The organism is Paenibacillus sinopodophylli (assembly GCF_005930355.1).
GTDB lineage: Bacteria > Bacillota > Bacilli > Paenibacillales > Paenibacillaceae > Pristimantibacillus > Pristimantibacillus sinopodophylli.
Genome location: NZ_VDBO01000001.1, coordinates 2,029,232 through 2,050,151, shown reverse-complemented (window position 1 = coordinate 2,050,151; position 20,920 = coordinate 2,029,232). Strand labels below are relative to the sequence as shown.

Below are 20,920 nucleotides of genomic sequence, written 5' to 3'. Positions count from 1 at the left end.
GACACTTGTATGTGAAAGTGCGTTCGCTTAGAGCTTAGGAGGAGCAGGCATGGCGTACAAGCCCGAATTGTTAGCTACCGCCGCATCGATAGAGGAGCTTGAAAAGCTCATTGCAGCAGGTGCGGATGCTTTCGTCATCGGCGAAGCGCGCTACGGTACACGATTGGCTGGAGAATTCAATATTCAAATGATTAAAGAGGCCATACATTTGGCTAAGCCAAAGGGCGTCAAAATTTATGCGGCATTAAACAACTTAATGGACAACGAAGCAGCGGAATCGCTGCATACGTATGTGGCATCGTTAGCAGAGGCAGGTGTCGATGCACTCGTGTTCGGTGATCCTGCGGTACTAATGGCCGCTAGGACACATGCACCGGATATGGCACTGCACTGGAATGCGGAGATGACCTCAACCAATTACGTCACTGCCAACTATTGGGGTCGTAGAGGGGCTACCCGCTATGTGCTGGCACGTGAGCTGAATATGGAGCAGGTCGTCGAGACGACCGCCTCAACCGAGCTTGAGGTTCAAGTGCAGGTACATGGCATGACGAATATATATCACTCGAAGCGCTCACTTGTAGAGAACTATTTGGAGCATCAATCCGAGCCTGGGCGTCTGCCTCAGAAAGACAAAAACCGCGGTCTGTATGTGATGGAAGCAGAACGACAGGATGAGCGCTATCCGATCTATGAAGACCTGAACGGAACGCATATTATGAGTTCTGATGATATTTGCATGCTTGAGAACCTGCATGAGCTGATGGAAGCAGGCGTTGGAAGCTTGAAAATCGAAGGTATTATGAAATCGATAGCATACAATGAAACCGTTGTTCGGTCATACAGGCAGGCAATTGATGCTTATTTGGCTGATCCGGCAGCCTATGAATTCCGCGAGGAATGGCTCGAAGCGATTGGGCAGATTCAGGACCCGAACCGCGAGCTGAGCTATGGATTCTTCTATAAGGAACAGGTTTATTGATTTGTTAGGGAAGCGAGGTGCACAAGAGTGACAACAATTGAGAAAACGACTCCGCGCTACCAAGGGAAGCGTAATCGTCTAGATAAACCGGAATTGCTAGCACCTGCAGGTAATCTGGAGAAACTAAAGTTCGCCATTCATTACGGGGCAGATGCGGTTTATATTGGTGGACAGAAATACGGCTTACGCTCGAATGCGGATAATTTCAGCTTCGAGGAAATGAAGGAAGGCGTGGAATTTGCCAAGCGCTATGGTGCTAAAGTATTTGTGGCGACTAATATTTACGCACATAACGAGGATGTAGACGGGTTAGAGGATTATTTGCGCGCTCTAGAGAATGCAGGCATAGCTGCAATTATTGCAGCGGACCCAGTCATTATTGAAACTGCGCAGCGGGTCGCTCCTAAGCTTGAGGTGCATTTGAGCACGCAGCAATCCACATTGAACTGGCAAGCGGTGCAGTTCTGGAAGGACGAGGGCTTGCCGCGAGTCGTACTCGCCCGCGAAACCAGCTTCAAAGATATTGCTGAAATTAAAAAACATGTCGATATTGAAATTGAAGCTTTTATACACGGTGCAATGTGCTCTTCATTCTCAGGACGCTGTGTATTGTCGAACCATTTCACTGATCGTGATTCCAATCGTGGAGGATGCTGTCAGTCCTGCCGATGGAAATACGATTTGTTTGTTGATGATATGCCTATGTATTCGGATGAAGAGGACAAGTTCACGATGGGCTCCAAGGATCTCTGCATGATCGAATATTTGCCTGAGCTAATTGAGGTTGGGGTGGACAGCTTCAAAATCGAAGGCAGAATGAAAAGCATTCATTATGTCGCAACGGTTGTTAATGTGTACCGGCAGGCGATTGATGCGTACTTCGAGAATCCGGAGCAGTTCGAGCTGAAGCAGGAATGGATTGAGGAAATTAACAAAGCCGCGAACCGCCCGCTAAACACAGGATTTTTCTTGGACACGCCTGGCACAGAGGATCATATCTATGAGCCTGAGGAGAAAGCGGCCCCTTATGACTTTGCAGGCATCGTTGTGGATTATGATCCGAAAACAAGCTTTGCTACGGTTCAGCAGCGCAACCACTTTAAGCTTGGTCAAGAAATTGAGTTTGTAGGTCCAGAGGGAACGTTCTTCAAACAAACGGTTACGGAGATGACGGACATAGACGGTTTAGCACTGGAAGCAGCCAAACATCCTTTGCAATTGATCCGAATTAGAGCATTGAAACCTGTTAAGCCTATGGATATGATGAGAAAGAAGCTTGGGCGCAAATAAAACAATAATGCAGGCCTAGAGTCTTATTTTACCAAAAAAAATAAGGCTCTTTTTTTTGTTTTCTTATTATGGATTGACAATAGGATGTCGATATAAAATAATATATGGTAAATACATATTTCGGCAGGATTCGCTAGAAGCAGGAGAACTAATTCAGACTTACAATTTTGAAGGCGGTGTCTTACCCAATGAAAACCCCAGAAGAACAAACAGCTAAGAAGTCCAAGAAAGCAAAGCTAGGCGCGGCCCTAAATGGGACTAAAGGCAGACAATCTGAATTAGGCATGAAAGCGCAATCAACGCTTCAATCTATCAAGAAGACAGCAAGAGTAGCAACGAGTTCCCTAAAAGGTACGAAAATATCAAATCCTATAAAATCGGTAGGGTTAAAGCTGTTTATGATTATTTTTTGCGGAATTATTGCATGTGTTCTAACTGTAGGGCTGTTAGCCTATTCGCAGTCTAAGAAAATAATTGAAAGCAAGGTTTCGGATGCTAGCTCAGAGACGATAAAGCAAGTAGCTAACAACCTTGATGTTATTTACAAGACATATGAGGATTTGACACTTCAAATTCTGATCGACAAGGACTTTCACGCAATTGTAAGGAAAATGCTGGATAGCGGTGATGATTATACCAAATTCGAAGCTTCACGCAACTTGAGTGAAAAGATGCAATCTTACGTTATGGGCAACAGTACAATTGTTTCTCTCATGTTATTGCCAGTAGATCCTAAACTGGATCTGGTTACTGCAGGTTCGGCGAGCAGCAGCACCGCTGAGAGTCTTATGAAATCAGATTGGTTCTTGGAAACGGTTGAACAAGCGGGCAGAACGAATTGGATTGAGCCACAGCCGGAGGGGTTGTCGAATCCGTCAAGCGTGAAGACAATTGGACTTAGTCGTCTGATTAAGGATACAACTTCCAGTCTGGCATCCTATGTTCTACTGCTTGAGGTATCGGTCGATTCAATTGCTGAACGGTACAAGGATGTAAACTTGGGTGAAGGCAGCCAAGTCGCAATTATGGATGCAGCTAATCATTACATCACAAGTTCAGATCCAGAAATGATCGGCAAGGAAGGGATTGTCAGCCTTCCGTCCGAAGGAGATAAGGCTCTACAGGACTCTGTCAAAATGAAAACAACAAATAACGAAGAAGTACTCGTATCCTATAAAACGTTCGAGAGTATGAATTGGAAGCTGGTAGGAATGGTTCCGGTGAAGGAGCTGGTGAAAGACGCCAAAGCTATTCAGACGCTAACCTGGATTACCGTATTCGTTGCTGCACTTATAGCGATTGCGATCGGAATTCTGGTTATTATGACGATTGCTAAACCTCTTGTTCAGCTGAAAAATCTGATGAATGAAGGAGCAAGCGGCAATCTTACTGTCCGTTCGGAGATGAGGAAGCGCCAAGATGAGATTGGTGAGCTAAGCGACAGCTTCAACCGAATGATGACACAGATTAAAGCGCTGGCCGTTCAAACGACCCGTTCTGCGGAGGATGTACTGCACACGGCATCAGAACTAAGCGACGCTTCAAGAAAGACAGCCATCTCAGCTAAGGAAATTGCTGTCGCAACGGAAGAGATTGCAGGCGGAGCAACAAGCCTTGCTGTTGAAGCCGAGAAGGGGACAGACCTGACGGGCAATATTGACGCCCAGATGAAAAAAGTAATTGCTGCGAACGAAGAAATGGTACGTTCTGCACAGGAAGTTGAAAAAGCGAGTGAACAAGGTACGGATTACATGGGCGTGCTTATCCAGAAAACGGGCATGACCGAAGAAATGACGCGTTCGATGGTCGAGAAGGTTGATGCGCTTAAAGTTAGCACAGGTTCAATTGTGAAAATATTGGATGTGCTTAACAATCTAACGAAGCAAACGAATATTCTATCGCTTAATGCTACGATTGAAGCGGCTCGTGCAGGAGCGGCTGGGAAAGGCTTTATGGTCGTTGCGGATGAGATTCGTAAGTTAGCTGATCAAAGTCGTCAATCGATCGATGTTGTTGGTCAAATCACAGAAAAAATTAGAGGCGAAATTGACGAGACGGTTTCTGTTTTGTCAGACGCCTATCCATTGTTCCAAGAGCAGATCGGCTCTGTGAAAGAAGCGAATCAAATCTTCCTAACGGTGTCCGGCCAGATGGGACAACTTGTAGAAAGACTCGATCTAGTGACCGATTCGATCGGACAGCTTGATCAGTCGCAAGCGGTCTTGGCAGATGCGATGACGAATGTGAGCGCAGTTGCAGAGGAATCCTCAGCAACATCAGAGGAAGTTGCGTCACTTAGCTCTGAGCAGCTTAGCATCAGCGACGGCATGGTTCGATTGTCAGAGAAGCTGGATACGGTATCCCGCGAGTTGAAGGATTCGCTGTCCCAATTCAAAATTGAATAGTGCTAATAGGTAATACAAAGTAACATAGCTTCAACGAAATAGAGAGAGCATTTCAGCCAATTGCGGTTGTAATGCTCTTTTTTTTGTGCCTGCATGGCAGATAGGTTTGCGGAAGGACTGCTGCCGGAAATAATGGTATATAAATAACCTTGCGTTCAATATAGGAAAGGATAAGATTTGGCATCCTTTCTCTATATTTCTTGGAATGAAACGCGCCGCGCCGCCAAAGGACGGCGACAGCCGGTTCACCTTGGGGTTTTACAGGCATCGAAGATCGAAGCAAAGGAGCTCTAGCAACATGAGGAATCAGAGGTTGAAACGAATCGTGCTCGCCGCATCTATTATAAGCATGATCATGTTTAGTTATATCGGACGATTAGCATGGCTGCAATTCATGCCTGGAAATGTGCCGACAGCTGCTCTAGCTCATAAGTCTAGCAGGGGAGCATGGCAGCGCATGTCAGTGCAGCAGCGACAGCGCAAGCTCGTCCTAGATTCAGGCAGAGGAGATTTCTATGATCGATATGGGACAGCGATAACAGGCGAGTCTTATTCGGCTCTAGCGATGTTTCCTGTAAGGCAGGACAGAAGGGGGGACGAAACGGATATTGCTGCGCTTAGCCGCATTCTAGGCGTCACGAAGGAAGAGTTGATGGGTAAATGGAACGGTTTGCGAGAGCCTGCGTTCTGGAAGTCTGATGGATTAGCACAACCGCTTCGTTTATCGGAATCAGAGGCGCTGCAAGTGAAGGAGCTGTCGTTGAACGGTATTCGCGTGCTGCCGTATCGCAACCGTTATTTGTCAGCGTTTCAGCCTAAGCATCTTATCGGATTTACGAGCGAGCATCCAGAATGGCTGCAAGCCGAGCAAGCTGATGATTTGGCTGAAGGCAAACGCAAGCTGGCCGATCAGGTTGGCGGCTCAGGGCTCGAGAAATCGCTGGATAAGCTGCTGCATGGCATTGGTCCAACATCTGTGTCGTATTTCTTAGACGGGCGAAATGCGCCTATGCACGGCTTGGATATGAGAATTACACAGCCTAATAACCATTATTACCCGCTAAAGGCAATGACAACAATCGATTTGCAGCTTCAAAACGAAATCGAGGCTTATGTGGATGCTCGTGGTTTGAAGGAAGGAGCGGTTGTTGTACTCGATGCGAGCAACGCGGATATTGTTGCAATGGTATCGAGGCCGCAGCTAAAGCCTGGTCAATTCACATCAGCAGATGGCACCGAGTGGGAGAATCATGCTTTGAAGGCGTATGCGCCTGGCTCCATTTTTAAGCTGGTGACAGAAGCTGCAGCGCTTGAAGCGGGAGTTGTGAATCAGCATGAATCGTTCTACTGTGATGGTGAATATGGCAAGTACGGACTATCTTGCTGGAAGGAAGGCGGTCATGGGCATTTGACGCTTGCGGAGGGGCTAGCTCAGTCCTGCAATATTGTATTCGCTACGATTGCTGAGCGTCTTACGCCAGCTGAACTGCAGCGCACGGCCGATGCTCTAGGGATCGGGAAGCCGGCAGGCTGGCACCGTGAGCAGGCTTTCGGTCCGTTCCAGGAGCCGCTGCGATTGCTGGAAGAGGAAGAGAGCGGGCAGCTGTTCGCGGCGGCTGGGAAGCAAGCCGCGATGCTCGCCGCAGCGAGTGATGGTACACTCGCGCAGAGCGGGATTGGGCAGCGTGATGTAAGGATGTCGCCGCTTCAAGCGGCAAATCTGATTGTAACGCTGCTGAATGAGGGGCGCGTAATGGAGCCGCGCCTGCTCACTGACATCCGCTATGCCAACGGCCAGCGGATGGTCAAGCTGCCCGCACAGCGGGCGCAAGCCGCCCGTGGCCGGATTCACCCGGCCACGGCGCATGCGCTGCTGCGCGGCATGGAGGCGGTCGTCGACCATGGAACCGGTCTTGCGATCCGCCAAGGGCTGTGGGCGGTTGCCGGCAAATCGGGCACCGCCGAGACGATGCGGGCCGGAATCGACCGCAACCACCAGTGGTTTGCGGGCTACGGCCCGGTCAAGAAGCCGCGCTACGCAATCGCCGTGCTCGTGGAAAACCAGCCGCCTGGAAGCTCGAACCAGGCGACCCTCATCTTCCGCGGCGTAATGGACATCGCCGCACGTCTGTCATCCGCCGCGGACAACTTGCCTAAGAGGTGAAGGCATATGCTTTCTGCGGATCACATGTCATAATAATAATCCCGTTCCACCTTGCTAATGCGCAGCGCGAAGCTTCGGTACCATTCGCTTTTTCCACGCTGCTGCGCAACCTGATGTGCAGCATTTTCTTTCCAAGCTTTTATCGCCTCCAGCGTCTCCCAGTAAGAGACCGTAATGCCCAGCTCGTTGTCGCGTGCCGATTCTATGCCCAAGTAGCCACTCTGCCGTGAGGCAAGTTCTACCATGACATCGGCCATATGACCGTAGCCATTGTCACCTTCTGTACGCTCCGATACAAAGACTACTGCGTAATAAGGTGGTGATGGCAATTTCGCAATTCCGCTCAACCGATATTCCCCCCCCATGTAAATGTAATATAAATAAATGGATTCTCTATTGAAACATAAAAAAAGCCAGACCTTCGCAGCAATTACGCTTATTCTGCAAAGGCTTGGCTTGTTTTTCGAATACTCATTATGTTTTCGGTTCATTATCCTCGGGTGTTACAGTGGTTGCGACTCCCGCATCGGCTTGAGGATTGTCATATTCACCAATAGGTGCGTGAATCCAGCGATGGAAGTAGCCTTGATCGTATAATGCTTTCAGCAGAATCATAAGTACAGGTGCCAGAATAACGCCGGCAATTCCGAACAATGATAGCGATACGATCATAAAGGCGAGCATCGTGAAGGCGGATACGCCTAAGGAATCGCCTGTAATTTTCGGTTCAAGAATTTGGCGCGTGAGTACGACGACGAGAAACAGTGCTGACAACCATATAGCCAGTGTTATTTTGCCGATGATGATTAAGTAGATAATCCATGGAATAAATATCGTTCCAACACCAAGCAGCGGCAAAATATCGAATATGGCTGACACGACTGCGATGACGAATGCATTTTCTACACGCAGCAGCAGCAGGGCGACCAAGATCACGACAAAGGTGATCGAGATCATTTTAGCTTGTGCTTTGATGTAGAGGGCAATGCCCTTAAATACATTGTTGCGTAGGAAAAAGAACACAGATTTGAACGTGTTAGGCGTTTTTTCCACAGCTGTCTGCTTCCATGTCGTAATTTCAATGCTTAAGAAATAAGCTAATATAATCCCTACTACAAAGTTGAAAATAAAGGTAGAGAAGGATGAGACATAACCGATGAGGTTGCTTAGTACCGTTTGTCCGAATTTCAATAAAGTGGACGATGCGCCTTCAATTAAGTCTTTGGAGCGCTGCACCAAGTCGAGTTCCTCGGTTGTCGTACCGAACCTGTGCTGAAGCTCGCCCGTAATGTTGGCGATTTGGCTCGCGAGCACTTTCTGATATTTCGGGAAGTTGTTATAAAGCTCGGTGCCTTGCTTAGTAAGCAGGTAGGCGGCGCCGGAGAAAGCGGCAAGAATGACTAATGTAAACAGCAGCACCGATATTCCGGAGGCAATCGATTTCTTCAAGCCGAGCTTGTTCAATCGTTTAGCAATCGGCTCAATGCATAAGAAAATAATGAAAGAGAAGAAAATAGGTGTTGCAATTCGGTACAAATAGCTGAATGAGAACATAATTAAGTATACGGTAAGCGCAATCAGAGCGATGTCGAATGCGGTTCGCCAGTACTTTTTGTAAAAGGGCAACATAGGGATACTCCTTCGTATTTTAGAATCTTATTTCCATAAAGATTGTACTATAGTTTTTAAAAAGATGCCTATTTTTTATTGCATTATGCTACAATTAAAGTTACTGTTGTTGTTTTGTACCGCTAACTCATTCGTCGACTAAATCATATAACGGTGGGGAAAACAAAATGGAAAATTTGCTGTTATGGGGATTATACGTTGCAACCTTCTATGCGTTTCTTCCTGGACTAATTAGCCGTACATTTGGCTTTCGTGTTTTTAAGAAAGGTCTTGTAGAGAAAGAGATTGCCTTAACGTTCGATGACGGTCCAGATGCGGTTTATACAGCACAGCTTCTCGATTTGCTAGCCCGTTTCAATGCGAAGGCGACCTTTTTTGTTGTAGGCTCCCATGCCGAGGGGCAAGAGCATTTGCTGCGGCGCATGAAGGATGAAGGTCATAATCTTGGTGTTCATAATTATGAGCACAAAACGAACTGGCTTATGCGTCCGCGGACGGTTAAACGCCAGATTGATCGTACACTTGATATTATTGAACGTGCTACCGGGTCGAGAACAGCTTATTATCGACCGCCTTGGGGAATCGTAAACGTATTCGATTATGCGAAGCTCGGACATCTCCATATTATTTTATGGTCTGCTATGTTTAGCGATTGGCGAATCCGGGTTGGTGCGGAGCGTCTCAAGAAACGGATGCTGAAGAAGCTGAAACCAGGCGAAGTACTGCTGCTGCATGATTGCGGCATGACCTTCGGTGCAGATAAGGACGCACCGCGCAACATGCTGATCGCTTTGGAAGCCTATCTCGAAGAAGGCATGAAGAAGGGCTACCGATTCGTTGGTATTGAGGAAATGATGAAGCTGACAGAGGCTGCGAAGTCAAAGCACATTTCACTTGCGAAAAAAACGCTGATCTCGCTCTGGCTGACGTGGGAGCAGGTCTTTCACTTCCTCTTCCGCTTAAAGACAGTTGGTCAGAAGGCGGACGCTGCTTTTCATTATCGGGTCATCGCATATAGTGGTGAGGAGATTACTTTTGCTGAAGGTAGCAGGTTAACCAAGGGAGACCGAGTAGCTGAGCTTCATTTCGACAACAAGATGCTGTCAAGCATCGCAGCAGCATCTAAGTCGCCAGTGGCAACGGGCATACGGATGCTTAGAGAGGTCGAACAAGCGCTGCCCTTGCTTGCTAACCAGCTTGCCGCCGATTCCGACGCCAAAGATATTAAGGCTGTATACGGTGTTACTATGATTCATCGCGGGGCGGATCGTTTAGGATTCGAGTTGTTCGATCTTCCGGAAGGACTGTTTGCGAAGTCTACTCGCGTATACCTTCGTATATTGATCAAGGTGCTTACGAATGCGAAGAAGACAGAGAAAGGCAAACGGAGCCGTGATGCGATTTCACCGCGTATGCTTCTGATGCCTATCACAACGATTAGGCGTTACGCGACAACGCAGATGAATATCAATAAGATGCAAGATATTACAGATACAGTGGAACGCTCATTAAGCGCGGCAGCCGACGAAGCCGCCCAATTAGGTACGAAAACAACAGCGATTTAATGCATGTGGAATTTTTATTTGATTGATTCGAACAGCTGCTCATGGGAGTTTTCCTTGATTAGCTGTTTTCTTTTTTACAGGTATAAAGTTATGATAGGAGCAGTAAGTATCGGAGGAGGGGACCCCGGGTGGTAGAGAAAGCATCGGACGAGCTGCTTATCCAGCAAATTGCGGAACGGGATTCAGCCGCCTTGGAGCTACTATATGATCGTTATGAACGCCAGATATATGCCTTCGTTTATCGAATGGTTAGAGATGCGATGGCTGCTGAAGAGGTTGTACAGGAGCTGTTCATCCGGGTATGGAATTCAGCTAGTAAATTGCGAACGGACGAAGCCGCAGGGAAAATAAGCAGCTGGCTCTTTACAATCGCACGTAATTTATCAGTTGATTGGCTGAGAAAGCACGGAAGAAAACCTCTTGAAGCGCAGGAGGAGGGGGTGCTCGAGCGTGAAGCCTCATCCCACTCAACGGAGCAAGAGGTCGAACATAAAATGCTTGGCGAGCAGATGAAGGAAGCGCTCGGCGAGTTGAATGAGGATCAGAAGCAGGTTGTTGAACTTATCTATTTCATGGGGTATACCCAGCAAGAGGTTAGTCAAAGGCATGACATCCCTCTAGGGACGGTTAAGAGCAGAGTCAGACTTGCGCTTACACAACTGCGAAAGAAATTCGAAACGACATGGAAGGAGGGGGTGAGCCCATGAGCAATCCGCATACTGCTCGCTGTGAAGATGTTGAAATGTATGTGCTGGGAGGACTTGACGATGAGGATAAGCTCGCATTCGAAGCCCATGGCGCATCTTGCATACAATGTCAGAGAAAAATGGAAGAGCTGGTGGAGTTATTCGGTATGATGCCATTAACGGTGGAGCCGGTAGCACCTCCTCCCGGAATGAAGGCACGAATTCTTGCAGCGGTAGCACAATCTGAACGTGCCGATGCACAAACGTTATCCACTTCGGAATCAACGAACGTGCCGGTCATTCCGGTACCAAAGCCTATTACGGAGAAGATGCCAGTGCAAGCAATGCCTCGGAAAAAAGTAAAAAGCTGGACAACTCCTTTACTAGCGGGAGCTGCAGCTGCGCTGCTGCTCGTATCAACTGTTCTGTACCAGAGAGTTGATCGTCTGAATGGCGATTCGGAGCAGCTTGCCGCACAGGTTCAGGAGCTTCAGCAGCAGCTTGCAGCGGCTGAGCAGCCGCCTACGGGTATTCAAGTCAATAACGTAGTGGCATTGACACCGACCGTTCCGGATATCGTAGCGCAAGGCTTAGCGACGATCGTTATTGATGCGAATGGCATGCATTTGATCGTGCAGGCAGAGAATTTGCCAAAGCTTACGAACGATGAAGCATTCCAGGTTTGGCTGCTGAAGGAAGGCAAGCCGGTCAATGCAGGTACTTTCTTAACCAATGATGGTACGGGAGCCCTTTATTATACATTCAAACCAGACGAATACGATCAAATTGCAATTACACATGAGCCTGATGCGAGGGGCTCGCAGCCACGCGGAGAAATTGTGCTGGCAGGCAAGCTCGCTGCTTTATAGAGGCATATATACAAAAAAGGAATGCAGGCTTTCAAGAGCCCGCATTCCTTTTTTGTATATATAGGAAAGGATATGATGTAACTATCCCTTCGCTATATTTCATGGAATGAAACGCGCTGCGTCGTCAGAGGACGGCGACAGCCGGTTCACCTTGTATTAAAGGGTCTTACATTTTCATTACGCCGCCAGTGCTGGCAGATGTTACTAGATGTGCATAACGGGCCAAGTAGCCGCGTTTGATTTTGAGCTCGAAGCCTTTCCATTCGGAACGGCGTTTCTCGAATTCCTCGTCGCTGATCAGCAGATCCATCGTACGGTTGTTCATGTCGATCTCAACGATATCGCCATCTTGTACGAACGCAATTGGTCCACCTTCCGCTGCTTCAGGTGAAGCATGACCAATACTGATACCGCGTGATGCGCCCGAGAAACGACCATCAGTTATGAGAGCAACCTTAGCGCCAAGACCCATACCAACGATTTGCGAGGTTGGTGCAAGCATCTCAGGCATACCAGGGCCGCCGCGTGGTCCTTCATAACGGATGATTACGACATGACCTTCTTTGATCTTGCCGTTCGCAATGCCGTGAAGTGCCTCATCTTGAGAATCAAAGCAGATAGCAGGTCCTTTATGGTAGCCGCCTACTGATTTGTCTACTGCGCCGGTTTTGATAATCGCGCCGTTAGGAGCAAGGTTGCCGAACAATACAGCAAGTCCGCCGCGTGCGGTATGCGGGTTATCGATCGTGCGGATGATATCGGTATCTTGAATTTCACAGCCGATGACATTTTCACGAAGCGTTTTGCCAGTAACCGTAATGCAATCACCGTGCAAAGCGCCTTCTTTCTTGAAGAGCTCGTTCAGAACAGCGCTAACGCCTCCTGCATTGTGAACATCCTCGATATGGTAATCCGATGCTGGTGCGATTTTTGCAAGATGTGGAACGCGCTCAGCCACTTCGTTAATACGCTCAATCGGGTATTCAATACCAGCTTCATGCGCGATTGCAAGTGTGTGAAGAACCGTATTTGTTGAACCGCCCATCGCCATATCAAGTGCGAACGCATTATCAATCGTATCTTTCGTTACGATATCACGCGGTTTAATGCCAAGATCAATGATTTTCATAAGCTGACGTGCGGCATCTTTAACGAATTCTTTGCGTTCTGGTGATACTGCAAGAATGGTGCCGTTACCAGGCATTGCTAGTCCCATGCCTTCAGCCAAACAGTTCATGGAGTTAGCTGTAAACATACCTGAGCATGACCCGCAAGTTGGACAACCGAATTGCTCAAGCTCCATCAGTTCGTCGTCATTGATTTTGCCGGCTTGGTGAGCGCCTACGCCTTCAAATACGCTCGATAGCGAGATAGAACGGCCATCAGAGGTTTTACCAGCTTTCATTGGTCCACCGCTGACAAGCATTGTCGGGATGTTGACGCGAAGCGCGCCCATAATCATGCCCGGCGTAATCTTGTCGCAGTTCGGAATACAAACCATACCGTCAAACCAGTGAGCGTTAACTACGGTTTCGATAGAATCAGCAATAATTTCACGGCTTGCAAGCGAGTAGCGCATACCGATATGTCCCATTGCAATGCCATCGTCAACGCCGATGGTATTAAATTCAAACGGTACACCGCCTGCTTCACGAATCGCTTCTTTAACAAGCTTGCCGAACTCCTGCAAATGAACGTGACCAGGAATAATATCAATATACGAGTTACAAACCGCGATAAACGGCTTGTCGAAATCTTCTTCTTTAACGCCTGCGGCACGCAGCAAGCTGCGATGCGGTGCGCGGTCGAATCCTTTTTTGATCATGTCTGAACGCATTCTTTTGGCCGCCATGTAAGTTCCCCCTATGTGGATAATAAATTATCGATACTCTCGATTTTATCACAACGGACAAGCGTTGGCTATAAGGTGGAGAGCAACGGCTAACCGACAGTGTTTAAGAAAACATGAATAAAGACTTAAACATTGTGAAATGGTACGAAAGTTTGGGACCATGCCTTGGGTTATTCCTGTTTAGTATGCTCAAAGGAGTCAATGACAAGGACTATGCGAAGCACGGAGAGGGCATTATTTTATGGAAAGTGGTGTAAGAATTGACGAATTCGAGCACAAGATTCACGAGTTTGAGCGCTTGCATACGGAGAAAGTGAGGTATTTAGGGGAAGCTTAACCGCAAGAGTTGGCAGTGAATCGAATTACGTCGAATAATGTCGATTATTAACATAAGAATAATAGTGTAAATATGATGTTTAATTTAAATAGGTATACTGACGGAATTTCTGAATTATTTCGAATCTATGTCACAAAAACTAACGTGAGATGATTTACTAACTATTAATAGCTGTCTATAATGGAATTATTATGGTTGAAGAGGTGATGAAATGCAGTTGACTGAACGTGAAAAAGAAAAACTGCTGATTACGATTGCGGCTGATTTGGCAAGAAGGCGGATGAATCGCGGCGTAAAGCTTAATTATCCTGAGAGTGTAGCGCTAATTACATCTGAGATTATGGAAGGCGCACGCGATGGGATGACCGTTGCAGCCCTTATGGAATATGGAACGCAAATTTTGAAAGCAGAGCAAGTGATGCCCGGTATTCCGCAAATGATTCATGAAGTTCAGGTGGAAGCTACTTTTCCTGACGGGACGAAGCTTGTGACTATACATGATCCAATTACTGGCTAACGATACATACAAGAAAGAGAGGAGCATGCCTATATGATTCCAGGAGAGTATCGAACGGCTCAAGGTGAAATTGTGTTGAATGCCGGCCGACTTACGAAACAGCTTATTGTCGTGAATACTGGCGACCGTCCTGTACAAGTGGGCTCTCATTTTCATTTTTTTGAAGTGAATCGTGCTTTAACATTCGATCGTGAAGCTGCCTTCGGCATGAGATTGCATATTGCTGCAGGTACAGCGGTTCGGTTTGAGCCGGGTGAGGAAAAGCCGGTAACGGTTGTTGAGCTTGGCGGTGCGAAGCTCTCTTACGGATTGAATAGCCTTAGTCAAGGGAAGGCCGAGCAAGGCGCGATGTCTGAAGCTGTGCGTGAGCGTCTGAAGACGTGGGAGGGGACGAAGCATGACGAGAATGGATAGGCGAAGCTATGCAGCGATGTTCGGACCGACTACAGGAGATGCCGTTAGGCTTGCAGATACGGAGCTTTGGGCGGAGATAGAGCATGATTACACGGTTTATGGCGATGAATGCAAGTTCGGCGGGGGTAAGGTCATCCGCGATGGAATGGGGCAATCGAGCGGTGCGCTGCGCGATGAAGGCGTGCTCGACACGCTCATTACGAATGCAGTCATTATTGATCATTCAGGCATCGTGAAAGCGGATATTGGCATTAAAGACGGGTTTATCGTCGGCATTGGGAAAGCGGGGAATCCCGATATTATGGATGGTGTTCACCCCAATATGATTGTCGGTGCAAGCACAGAGGTCATAGCGGGCGAAGGGAAAATCGTAACTGCAGGGGCGATTGATTCACATATCCACTTCATCTGTCCGCAACAGATTGAGACGGCGTTATCCTCCGGTGTTACGACGATGATCGGCGGCGGCACGGGCCCGGCTACAGGTACTAATGCAACGACGGTTACGCCAGGAGCTTGGCATATGCGCAGGATGCTGGAGGCGGCTGAGCATTTTCCGATGAACATTGGCTACACGGGCAAAGGCAACGCCTCGTTCACGGCTCCGCTTATTGAACAGATTGAAGCTGGTGCAATTGGACTCAAGCTGCATGAGGACTGGGGTACAACGCCAGCCGCGATTGATGCTTGCCTGCAGGCTGCGGATCAATATGATGTTCAGGTTGCCATTCATAGCGACACGTTAAACGAAGCGGGGTTCGTTGAGGATACTTTGGCTGCAATTGGCGGCAGAACCATTCATACCTATCATACGGAAGGTGCAGGCGGGGGGCATGCTCCCGATATTATTATCGCAGCAGGCGAGCTGAATGTGCTGCCTTCATCCACTAATCCGACGAGACCGTTCACGATAAATACAATCGAGGAGCACTTGGATATGCTGATGGTTTGCCATCATCTGGACAGCAGCATACCAGAGGACGTGGCTTTTGCTGACTCGCGGATTAGACCGGAGACGATTGCTGCCGAGGATATATTGCACGACATGGGCGTATTTAGCATGATCAGCTCTGACTCGCAGGCGATGGGTCGTGTTGGCGAGGTTATTATCCGTACTTGGCAGACTGCTGACAAAATGAAAAATCAAAGAGGGCCGCTGCTTCCAGACACGGAGCAAAACGATAATTTCCGTATCAAGCGTTATATCGCGAAGTACACGATTAATCCGGCAATTACGCATGGCGTTTCCCACTTGGTAGGTTCGCTTGAAGCGGGGAAATTCGCTGATCTTGTTATCTGGAGCCCGATGTTCTTCGGCGTTAAGCCAGACATGGTGCTGAAGGGCGGCAGCATAGCTTTTGCACAGATGGGCGATCCGAATGCGTCGATTCCGACGCCGCAGCCGGTGTTCGGCAGACCGATGTTCGCATCTTTCGGCAAGCTGGTGTTCAATAGCTCAATCACGTTCGTATCTCAAGCAGCATATGAGCGGGGAATTGCTGAGGAGCTAGGACTTCAGAAGCGCATTGAACCAGTGAAAGGCTGCCGTACGGTGACGAAGAAGGACATGATCCACAATTATGAGACACCTAAGTTGGAAGTAGATGCAGAAACCTATCACGTAATGGTGGATGGTGAGCATATTACGTGCGAGCCAGCCGAAGTGCTGCCAATGGCACAGCGATATTTTCTTTTTTAAAATATAAGAGTTTATAAGTTTTTCGGCTTATAAAGGGCTTATATTTCTCGGGCTGAAACGCGCTGCGCCGCCAAAGAATGGCGAAAGCCGTTTCACCTTGGGAGAGAGTCGAACGTCTTGGAGGCTGGAAGGGGCTGCCTTATATGAACGATAACGTAAGATGGCTGGCTATGCAGCAGTTGCTGGACTCCGCCTTGCCAATTGGGGGCTTCTCACATTCGTTCGGACTCGAATCGATGGTTCAAGATGGAAGAATGAATAGATCGGGACAGTTGTATGCCTATGCTGCTGCCATGCTGCTGCAAAGCTGGGCAAGCTCGGATGCAATGGTCATTAAAGCGGTATATCGCGATGCCCCGGTTGCGGAATGGGAGAGGCTGTGGTCAGTTGAACGGCTCGTTCATCTGCAGCGGGTTGCATCAGAAACCCGCAGCGGTGTGGAGAAAATGGGACGGAGACTCTTGCAGCTTGCATCAGCCATCCATCCACAGCTGGACTGGGCGCCGCTGTCGGACGCAATGCGGGCTGGAAGCTGCTTCGCTTCTCATCCACTATCGCATGGCTATGCTTGCTGGCAGCTCGGCATATCTGAAGAGCGGGCGATACAAGGTTATTTCTATACTTGCATCGTTACTTGCATCAATAGCGCACTGCGGCTTATGTCAATGGGACAAACAGAAGGCCAGTTCCTTATCGCGAAACTCACTCCGTTAACGGAGGAAGCGATGAGGATTGCGGAGGGGCTTGCGCCAGAGGAGGCTTATTCGAATATGCCGATGGCAGAGCTTGCAATGATGAGGCATGAGCGATTGTATTCACGTTTATTTATGTCTTAGAGATGAAGAACATACAAATGGAGGAATGTACAATGTGCCAAGGACAAGGACATACGCATCAAGAATGGGAAAGCCCGGCGATTGACGCTTCGAGACCAATTCGAATCGGAATTGGCGGACCAGTAGGCTCTGGCAAGACGGCGCTGGTAGAGCGGCTGACACGTGAGCTTCACTTGAAGTACAGCGTTGCTGTTATTACGAATGATATTTATACAAAAGAAGATGCGAAAATTTTGTTCAACACAGGTGTGCTTCCTGAGGAACGCATTATTGGTGTTGAGACGGGCGGATGCCCTCATACAGCTATCCGCGAGGATGCTTCAATGAATTTCGAAGCCATTGAGGAGCTGGAACAGCGGTTCGATCATTTGGATCTAATCTTTATTGAGAGCGGCGGCGATAATCTTGCAGCAGCGTTCAGCCCTGAGCTTGTGGATCGGTTTATTTATATTATCGACGTTGCACAAGGTGAGAAGATTCCGCGTAAAGGCGGTCCTGGTATTATGCGCTCTGACTTGCTTGTCATTAACAAAATCGATCTGGCTCCTTATGTAGGGGCGAGCCTTGAAGTGATGAAGAAAGATACACTGAGGATGCGCGGTGACCGTCCGTTCGTATTCTCCAATCTGTTCGGCGGTGACGGTGTTGAAGAAATTGTGAACTGGCTGACACATGAGGTCGCACACGCCCGTGGGACTGAGCATTCCCATGTGGTTCAATTAACCAGCATACCTGCTGAGCAGCGCCATACAGCGACATAAATGGAGGGAGCTAAGCAGAAGAGCTGGGCTGGCAGTAAGGAAGGTGAGCAGGTAAAAAGAACATCAGTGCTTCGGGCTGCATTCACGAGCCGCCAAGGCCTAACGATTGTTGACAACAAGTTTCATACGGCTCCGATTAAGATCGCTAAAGCGTTCCCGCTTGATGGGCAGCTTGGCATTATTGTGATGGATGTGTCTCCGGGACTGCTTAGCGGTGATCGTTATGAGCTGCTATGGACTTGCGGCGACGATTCTCATGTTATGATTACGAATCAATCCTACACGAAAGTGCATCCGAGCAAAGTGGCGGAGGATTCTTCGATGCTGCAGCAATTTGTCCTTGCACCGAATGCGGTTGTAGAGCATATGCCGGAACCGGTCATGCTCTATAAGGATGCTGCATTCCGGAATGAGACTCGCGTGGAGATGCAGCAAGGCTCTGTATGGATACAGGGGGAAGTATTGTGTCCTGGGCGTACCATGCGAGGGGAGCGATTTGATTACCGCTCTTATCGCAATGAGCTTTCCATTCATTATGAGGGTGAGCTTATCTTCTTCCAGCGACAGCAGATTGATCCCGCGAATCATGCGATTACGGCGCCAGGCTGCTGGGAGGAGATGAGCCACTCTGCCACTTTTTATGTGTTTTCTGATCGCGTAGACCGCTCACATCTTGAGTTGATCCAGCAGAAGCTTGATCGTATTGTTTCGCCCGAAGGGCACAGGATCGTCTCTGGGGCGTCTATGACGCATCACTATGGGATTGTTGTATCTGCGCTGTCAACCGCGGCTTGGCCGCTCCAGCAGCTTATGCGTGAGCTGTGGGAGACTGTCCGCTATGCGCTGTTGGAGCGGCCGCCGCTGCGCTTTCTGCAGCAACCGTAAAGTTTTGGTTTTGGAATCGTCAGAATACAAGGCCTCATTGTCAGTCGACTGCATGTTGGCTGGCTTTTTGGCATGAATCCATTCAAGGGTTGAATATATGTGCTAGTTTCCTCAAGGGACTGAAGCTGTCAGTTTATCTATAATCTCATATAGTTAATCTGATAAAGGAACGTTATAATGTGGGGAGTGGAGTGGCTATGAAATAGAGAATAGGTTGGTGATCGATTGGAAGCATCAAGCGCGGAACGTCTTGAATTAATGATGAAGCTGGACGAATCCTTCCGTCAAGTTCGCAGGCAGATCAATACGGAATGGAACACTTACAATGTACATGGCCTCGGGATGACCCATGGCAGAATGCTTATCATTCTTGCGCAATCCGGTGCACAGAAGGCATCTGCAATGGCGGAACAGCTATTGATAACGAGCGGCGGTGTTACCGGAATTGCCGACCGTCTAATCGAGCTTGGTTATGTGAAGCGGGAACGTGGCGAGAAGGATCGCCGAGTGGTTATGCTTGAAATCACAGAGGAAGGCTTAAACATCGTTAATTTTATTGAAATGACGCGTTCCAAAATGATGCATAAGCTTTTTGATGGCATGTCCGACGCGGATATGGAGAAAGGTGTCCAGCTTTTTGAATGCATGAGTAGAAATATGGAATCGGATGTTACAAATTCGTGACTATTGTCATAATTCATTATTAATATACGGCAAATTAGTGTAGAATAAACAAGAAATTTGTCGAAACGAAAAAGGTTGACAAATTCCGATAATCCAACTAGGATTAAGAGGAATTAATACATCTAATGGCTTAGGGGAGATTACAATGAAAAAGGTTTTTGCAGTAGCTTTATCTTTGTTTCTAATGGTTGCCATTGTAGCAGCTTGCGGATCAAACAAAAATGATGCAGGAAACGCAGCGAACAACAGCGCAGCGACGAATAACACAAGTGGCGACAAAGTGGAGAAGAAAAAAATCGCGCTTGTACTGCCTGAAAAAATCGGCGTAAACAAATTTTTTGTTTTGATGGATGAAGGCTTCAAAAAAGCTGGCGAGGAATTCGGTGCTGATGTTAAAACAATCGAATCTACTGACCCTGCAGGCTTCGAACAAAATCTTCGTGCTACAGTAGCTGAAGATTATGACTTGATTATTACAGCTACTTTCCAAGCTGAGGATGCATTGAAAAAAGTGGCTGCTGAAAATCCGGACAAGTCGTTCGCGGTTATCGATACCGTTGTAGACCTTCCGAATGTTCGCAGCGTTAACTTCCGCGAGCATGAAGCTTCTTATCTAATGGGCGCACTTGCTGGTCTATCCACAAAAACAAACATCGTAGGCGCTGTTGTTGCAATGGACGCGCCACTGCTTAGCAAATATACTTCAGGCTTCGAGCAAGGCTTGAAAAGCACAAATCCAGATGCACAGTTCTTGATTAACTACGTAGGAAGCTTCGGGGACCCTGTTAAAGGGAAAGAACTTGCATTGCTTCAACAATCAAAAGGTGCTGACTTCATCGCAGGTATGGCTGCTGTAGGCGATAACGGCGTATTCGAAGCAGCGAAGGAAAAAGGCTTCTTCACTTCCGGACAAGATACAGACCGTACAGAAGAAGATCCAGAACATATCGTGCTTTCGCAATTGAAAGGTACGGATGCAGTTGCATACGAAACGGTTAAAAGCTTCGTAGAAGGAACTTTCGCACCAGGCGTTGCAGACTACGGCTTGAAAGAAGACGGCGTAGGTCTTACTTTTGTAACGAAAGACAGCACATCTGCACTTAGCCCATTCATCGGCCAAGAAAATGTAGATAAAGTGAAAGCAATCGCTGAAGATATTAAATCAGGTAAAATCGTAGTCGTTAACCCGCTCACACAATAGCATATAGGCCGGCTGCTACTATGCAGCCGGCTTGCTTGTTGCTTGGAAGCTTCCTCCTGCGCGGAGGAAGTGGTTTTTTTTGTTTAAAATATAGGAAAGTATATGATTTCGCCATCCTTTCTCTATATTTCTCGGAATGAAATG

At 47.9% G+C, this 20,920-nt stretch carries 18 protein-coding genes; 15 read left to right on the top strand and 3 right to left on the bottom strand.

Annotation, left to right across the window (positions count from 1 at the left end):
- Positions 1 to 49 precede the first annotated feature (49 nt).
- The 4 genes from FGT79_RS09040 to FGT79_RS09025 all read left to right on the top strand — a co-directional run bounded on the left by FGT79_RS09040 (position 50) and on the right by FGT79_RS09025 (position 6,841).
- Positions 50 to 982, top strand: coding sequence for a peptidase U32 family protein (locus FGT79_RS09040; RefSeq protein ID WP_138752351.1), 933 nt, complete (start codon positions 50 to 52; stop codon positions 980 to 982).
- Positions 983 to 1,009: 27 nt separating this feature from the next.
- Complete coding sequence (locus FGT79_RS09035) at positions 1,010 to 2,272, top strand: peptidase U32 family protein (RefSeq protein WP_138752350.1); 1,263 nt, start codon at positions 1,010 to 1,012, stop codon at positions 2,270 to 2,272.
- 188 nt (positions 2,273 to 2,460) lie between these two features.
- Complete coding sequence (locus FGT79_RS09030; protein WP_246096231.1) at positions 2,461 to 4,677, top strand: methyl-accepting chemotaxis protein; 2,217 nt, start codon at positions 2,461 to 2,463, stop codon at positions 4,675 to 4,677.
- Between the two features lie 298 nt (positions 4,678 to 4,975).
- Positions 4,976 to 6,841: a peptidoglycan D,D-transpeptidase FtsI family protein gene (locus FGT79_RS09025; protein ID WP_138752349.1), complete on the top strand. Its 1,866-nt coding sequence runs from the start codon at positions 4,976 to 4,978 to the stop codon at positions 6,839 to 6,841.
- A gap of 20 nt (positions 6,842 to 6,861) precedes the next feature.
- On the opposite strand, the gene FGT79_RS09020 is transcribed toward FGT79_RS09025, so the two are convergent.
- A complete protein-coding gene (locus tag FGT79_RS09020) occupies positions 6,862 to 7,188 on the bottom strand; it encodes an antibiotic biosynthesis monooxygenase family protein (RefSeq protein ID WP_138752348.1) in 327 nt (108 codons plus the stop codon).
- A gap of 127 nt (positions 7,189 to 7,315) precedes the next feature.
- Positions 7,316 to 8,470, bottom strand: coding sequence for a sporulation integral membrane protein YtvI (gene ytvI, locus FGT79_RS09015; protein WP_138752347.1), 1,155 nt, complete (start codon positions 8,468 to 8,470; stop codon positions 7,316 to 7,318).
- 167 nt (positions 8,471 to 8,637) lie between these two features.
- On the opposite strand from ytvI, the gene FGT79_RS09010 reads away from it, so the two are divergent.
- From FGT79_RS09010 to FGT79_RS09000, 3 genes are all read left to right on the top strand, one after another.
- On the top strand, positions 8,638 to 10,035 hold the full coding sequence (locus FGT79_RS09010; protein ID WP_138752346.1) for a polysaccharide deacetylase family protein: 1,398 nt from the start codon (positions 8,638 to 8,640) through the stop codon (positions 10,033 to 10,035).
- Between the two features lie 128 nt (positions 10,036 to 10,163).
- Positions 10,164 to 10,742 carry an RNA polymerase sigma factor gene (locus FGT79_RS09005; RefSeq protein ID WP_138752345.1) on the top strand — a complete coding sequence of 193 codons (579 nt, stop codon included), beginning with the start codon at positions 10,164 to 10,166 and terminating at the stop codon, positions 10,740 to 10,742.
- Positions 10,739 to 11,590, top strand: a complete 852-nt coding sequence (locus FGT79_RS09000) for an anti-sigma factor domain-containing protein (protein WP_171056142.1) — start codon at positions 10,739 to 10,741, stop codon at positions 11,588 to 11,590. The genes FGT79_RS09005 and FGT79_RS09000 overlap by 4 nt, the downstream gene beginning before the upstream one ends.
- Before the next feature lie 166 nt (positions 11,591 to 11,756).
- On the opposite strand, the gene ilvD is transcribed toward FGT79_RS09000, so the two are convergent.
- Positions 11,757 to 13,442 carry a dihydroxy-acid dehydratase gene (gene ilvD, locus FGT79_RS08995; RefSeq protein ID WP_138752343.1) on the bottom strand — a complete coding sequence of 562 codons (1,686 nt, stop codon included), beginning with the start codon at positions 13,440 to 13,442 and terminating at the stop codon, positions 11,757 to 11,759.
- A 548-nt stretch (positions 13,443 to 13,990) separates the two neighbouring features.
- Here ilvD and FGT79_RS31825 point away from each other — a divergent pair.
- The 8 genes from FGT79_RS31825 to FGT79_RS08955 all read left to right on the top strand — a co-directional run bounded on the left by FGT79_RS31825 (position 13,991) and on the right by FGT79_RS08955 (position 20,776).
- Positions 13,991 to 14,296 carry an urease subunit gamma gene (locus FGT79_RS31825; RefSeq protein ID WP_138752342.1) on the top strand — a complete coding sequence of 102 codons (306 nt, stop codon included), beginning with the start codon at positions 13,991 to 13,993 and terminating at the stop codon, positions 14,294 to 14,296.
- 33 nt (positions 14,297 to 14,329) lie between these two features.
- Positions 14,330 to 14,710 (top strand): urease subunit beta, encoded by a 381-nt coding sequence (locus tag FGT79_RS31820; RefSeq protein WP_138752341.1) that lies wholly within the window; start codon positions 14,330 to 14,332, stop codon positions 14,708 to 14,710.
- The gene (gene ureC, locus FGT79_RS08980) at positions 14,694 to 16,409 is read left to right on the top strand and encodes an urease subunit alpha (protein WP_138752340.1); all 1,716 of its coding nucleotides are present in this window, start codon (positions 14,694 to 14,696) and stop codon (positions 16,407 to 16,409) included. The genes FGT79_RS31820 and ureC overlap by 17 nt, the downstream gene beginning before the upstream one ends.
- Positions 16,410 to 16,552: 143 nt before the next feature.
- Positions 16,553 to 17,245, top strand: a complete 693-nt coding sequence (locus tag FGT79_RS08975; RefSeq protein WP_246096229.1) for an urease accessory protein UreF — start codon at positions 16,553 to 16,555, stop codon at positions 17,243 to 17,245.
- A gap of 32 nt (positions 17,246 to 17,277) precedes the next feature.
- A complete protein-coding gene (ureG, locus tag FGT79_RS08970; RefSeq protein ID WP_138752339.1) occupies positions 17,278 to 18,006 on the top strand; it encodes an urease accessory protein UreG in 729 nt (242 codons plus the stop codon).
- Positions 18,007 to 18,891 (top strand): urease accessory protein UreD, encoded by an 885-nt coding sequence (locus FGT79_RS08965; protein WP_138752338.1) that lies wholly within the window; start codon positions 18,007 to 18,009, stop codon positions 18,889 to 18,891.
- Positions 18,892 to 19,116: 225 nt separating this feature from the next.
- Positions 19,117 to 19,575, top strand: coding sequence for a MarR family winged helix-turn-helix transcriptional regulator (locus tag FGT79_RS08960; protein WP_138752337.1), 459 nt, complete (start codon positions 19,117 to 19,119; stop codon positions 19,573 to 19,575).
- A 145-nt stretch (positions 19,576 to 19,720) separates the two neighbouring features.
- On the top strand, positions 19,721 to 20,776 hold the full coding sequence (locus FGT79_RS08955) for a BMP family lipoprotein (RefSeq protein WP_138752336.1): 1,056 nt from the start codon (positions 19,721 to 19,723) through the stop codon (positions 20,774 to 20,776).
- Positions 20,777 to 20,920 lie beyond the last annotated feature (144 nt).

Bases quoted from the DNA above. Each gene is read 5' to 3' on its own strand.
- FGT79_RS09040 (WP_138752351.1), top strand. From the start codon at position 50: ATGGCGTACAAGCCCGAATTGTTAGCTACCGCCGCATCGATAGAGGAG.
- FGT79_RS09030 (WP_246096231.1), top strand. From the start codon at position 2,461: ATGAAAACCCCAGAAGAACAAACAGCTAAGAAGTCCAAGAAAGCAAAG.
- FGT79_RS09025 (WP_138752349.1), top strand. From the start codon at position 4,976: ATGAGGAATCAGAGGTTGAAACGAATCGTGCTCGCCGCATCTATTATA.
- ytvI (WP_138752347.1), bottom strand. From the start codon at position 8,470: ATGTTGCCCTTTTACAAAAAGTACTGGCGAACCGCATTCGACATCGCT.
- FGT79_RS09010 (WP_138752346.1), top strand. From the start codon at position 8,638: ATGGAAAATTTGCTGTTATGGGGATTATACGTTGCAACCTTCTATGCG.
- FGT79_RS09000 (WP_171056142.1), top strand. From the start codon at position 10,739: ATGAGCAATCCGCATACTGCTCGCTGTGAAGATGTTGAAATGTATGTG.
- ilvD (WP_138752343.1), bottom strand. From the start codon at position 13,442: ATGGCGGCCAAAAGAATGCGTTCAGACATGATCAAAAAAGGATTCGAC.
- FGT79_RS31825 (WP_138752342.1), top strand. From the start codon at position 13,991: ATGCAGTTGACTGAACGTGAAAAAGAAAAACTGCTGATTACGATTGCG.
- FGT79_RS31820 (WP_138752341.1), top strand. From the start codon at position 14,330: ATGATTCCAGGAGAGTATCGAACGGCTCAAGGTGAAATTGTGTTGAAT.
- ureC (WP_138752340.1), top strand. From the start codon at position 14,694: ATGACGAGAATGGATAGGCGAAGCTATGCAGCGATGTTCGGACCGACT.
- FGT79_RS08975 (WP_246096229.1), top strand. From the start codon at position 16,553: ATGAACGATAACGTAAGATGGCTGGCTATGCAGCAGTTGCTGGACTCC.
- ureG (WP_138752339.1), top strand. From the start codon at position 17,278: ATGTGCCAAGGACAAGGACATACGCATCAAGAATGGGAAAGCCCGGCG.
- FGT79_RS08965 (WP_138752338.1), top strand. From the start codon at position 18,007: ATGGAGGGAGCTAAGCAGAAGAGCTGGGCTGGCAGTAAGGAAGGTGAG.
- FGT79_RS08955 (WP_138752336.1), top strand. From the start codon at position 19,721: ATGAAAAAGGTTTTTGCAGTAGCTTTATCTTTGTTTCTAATGGTTGCC.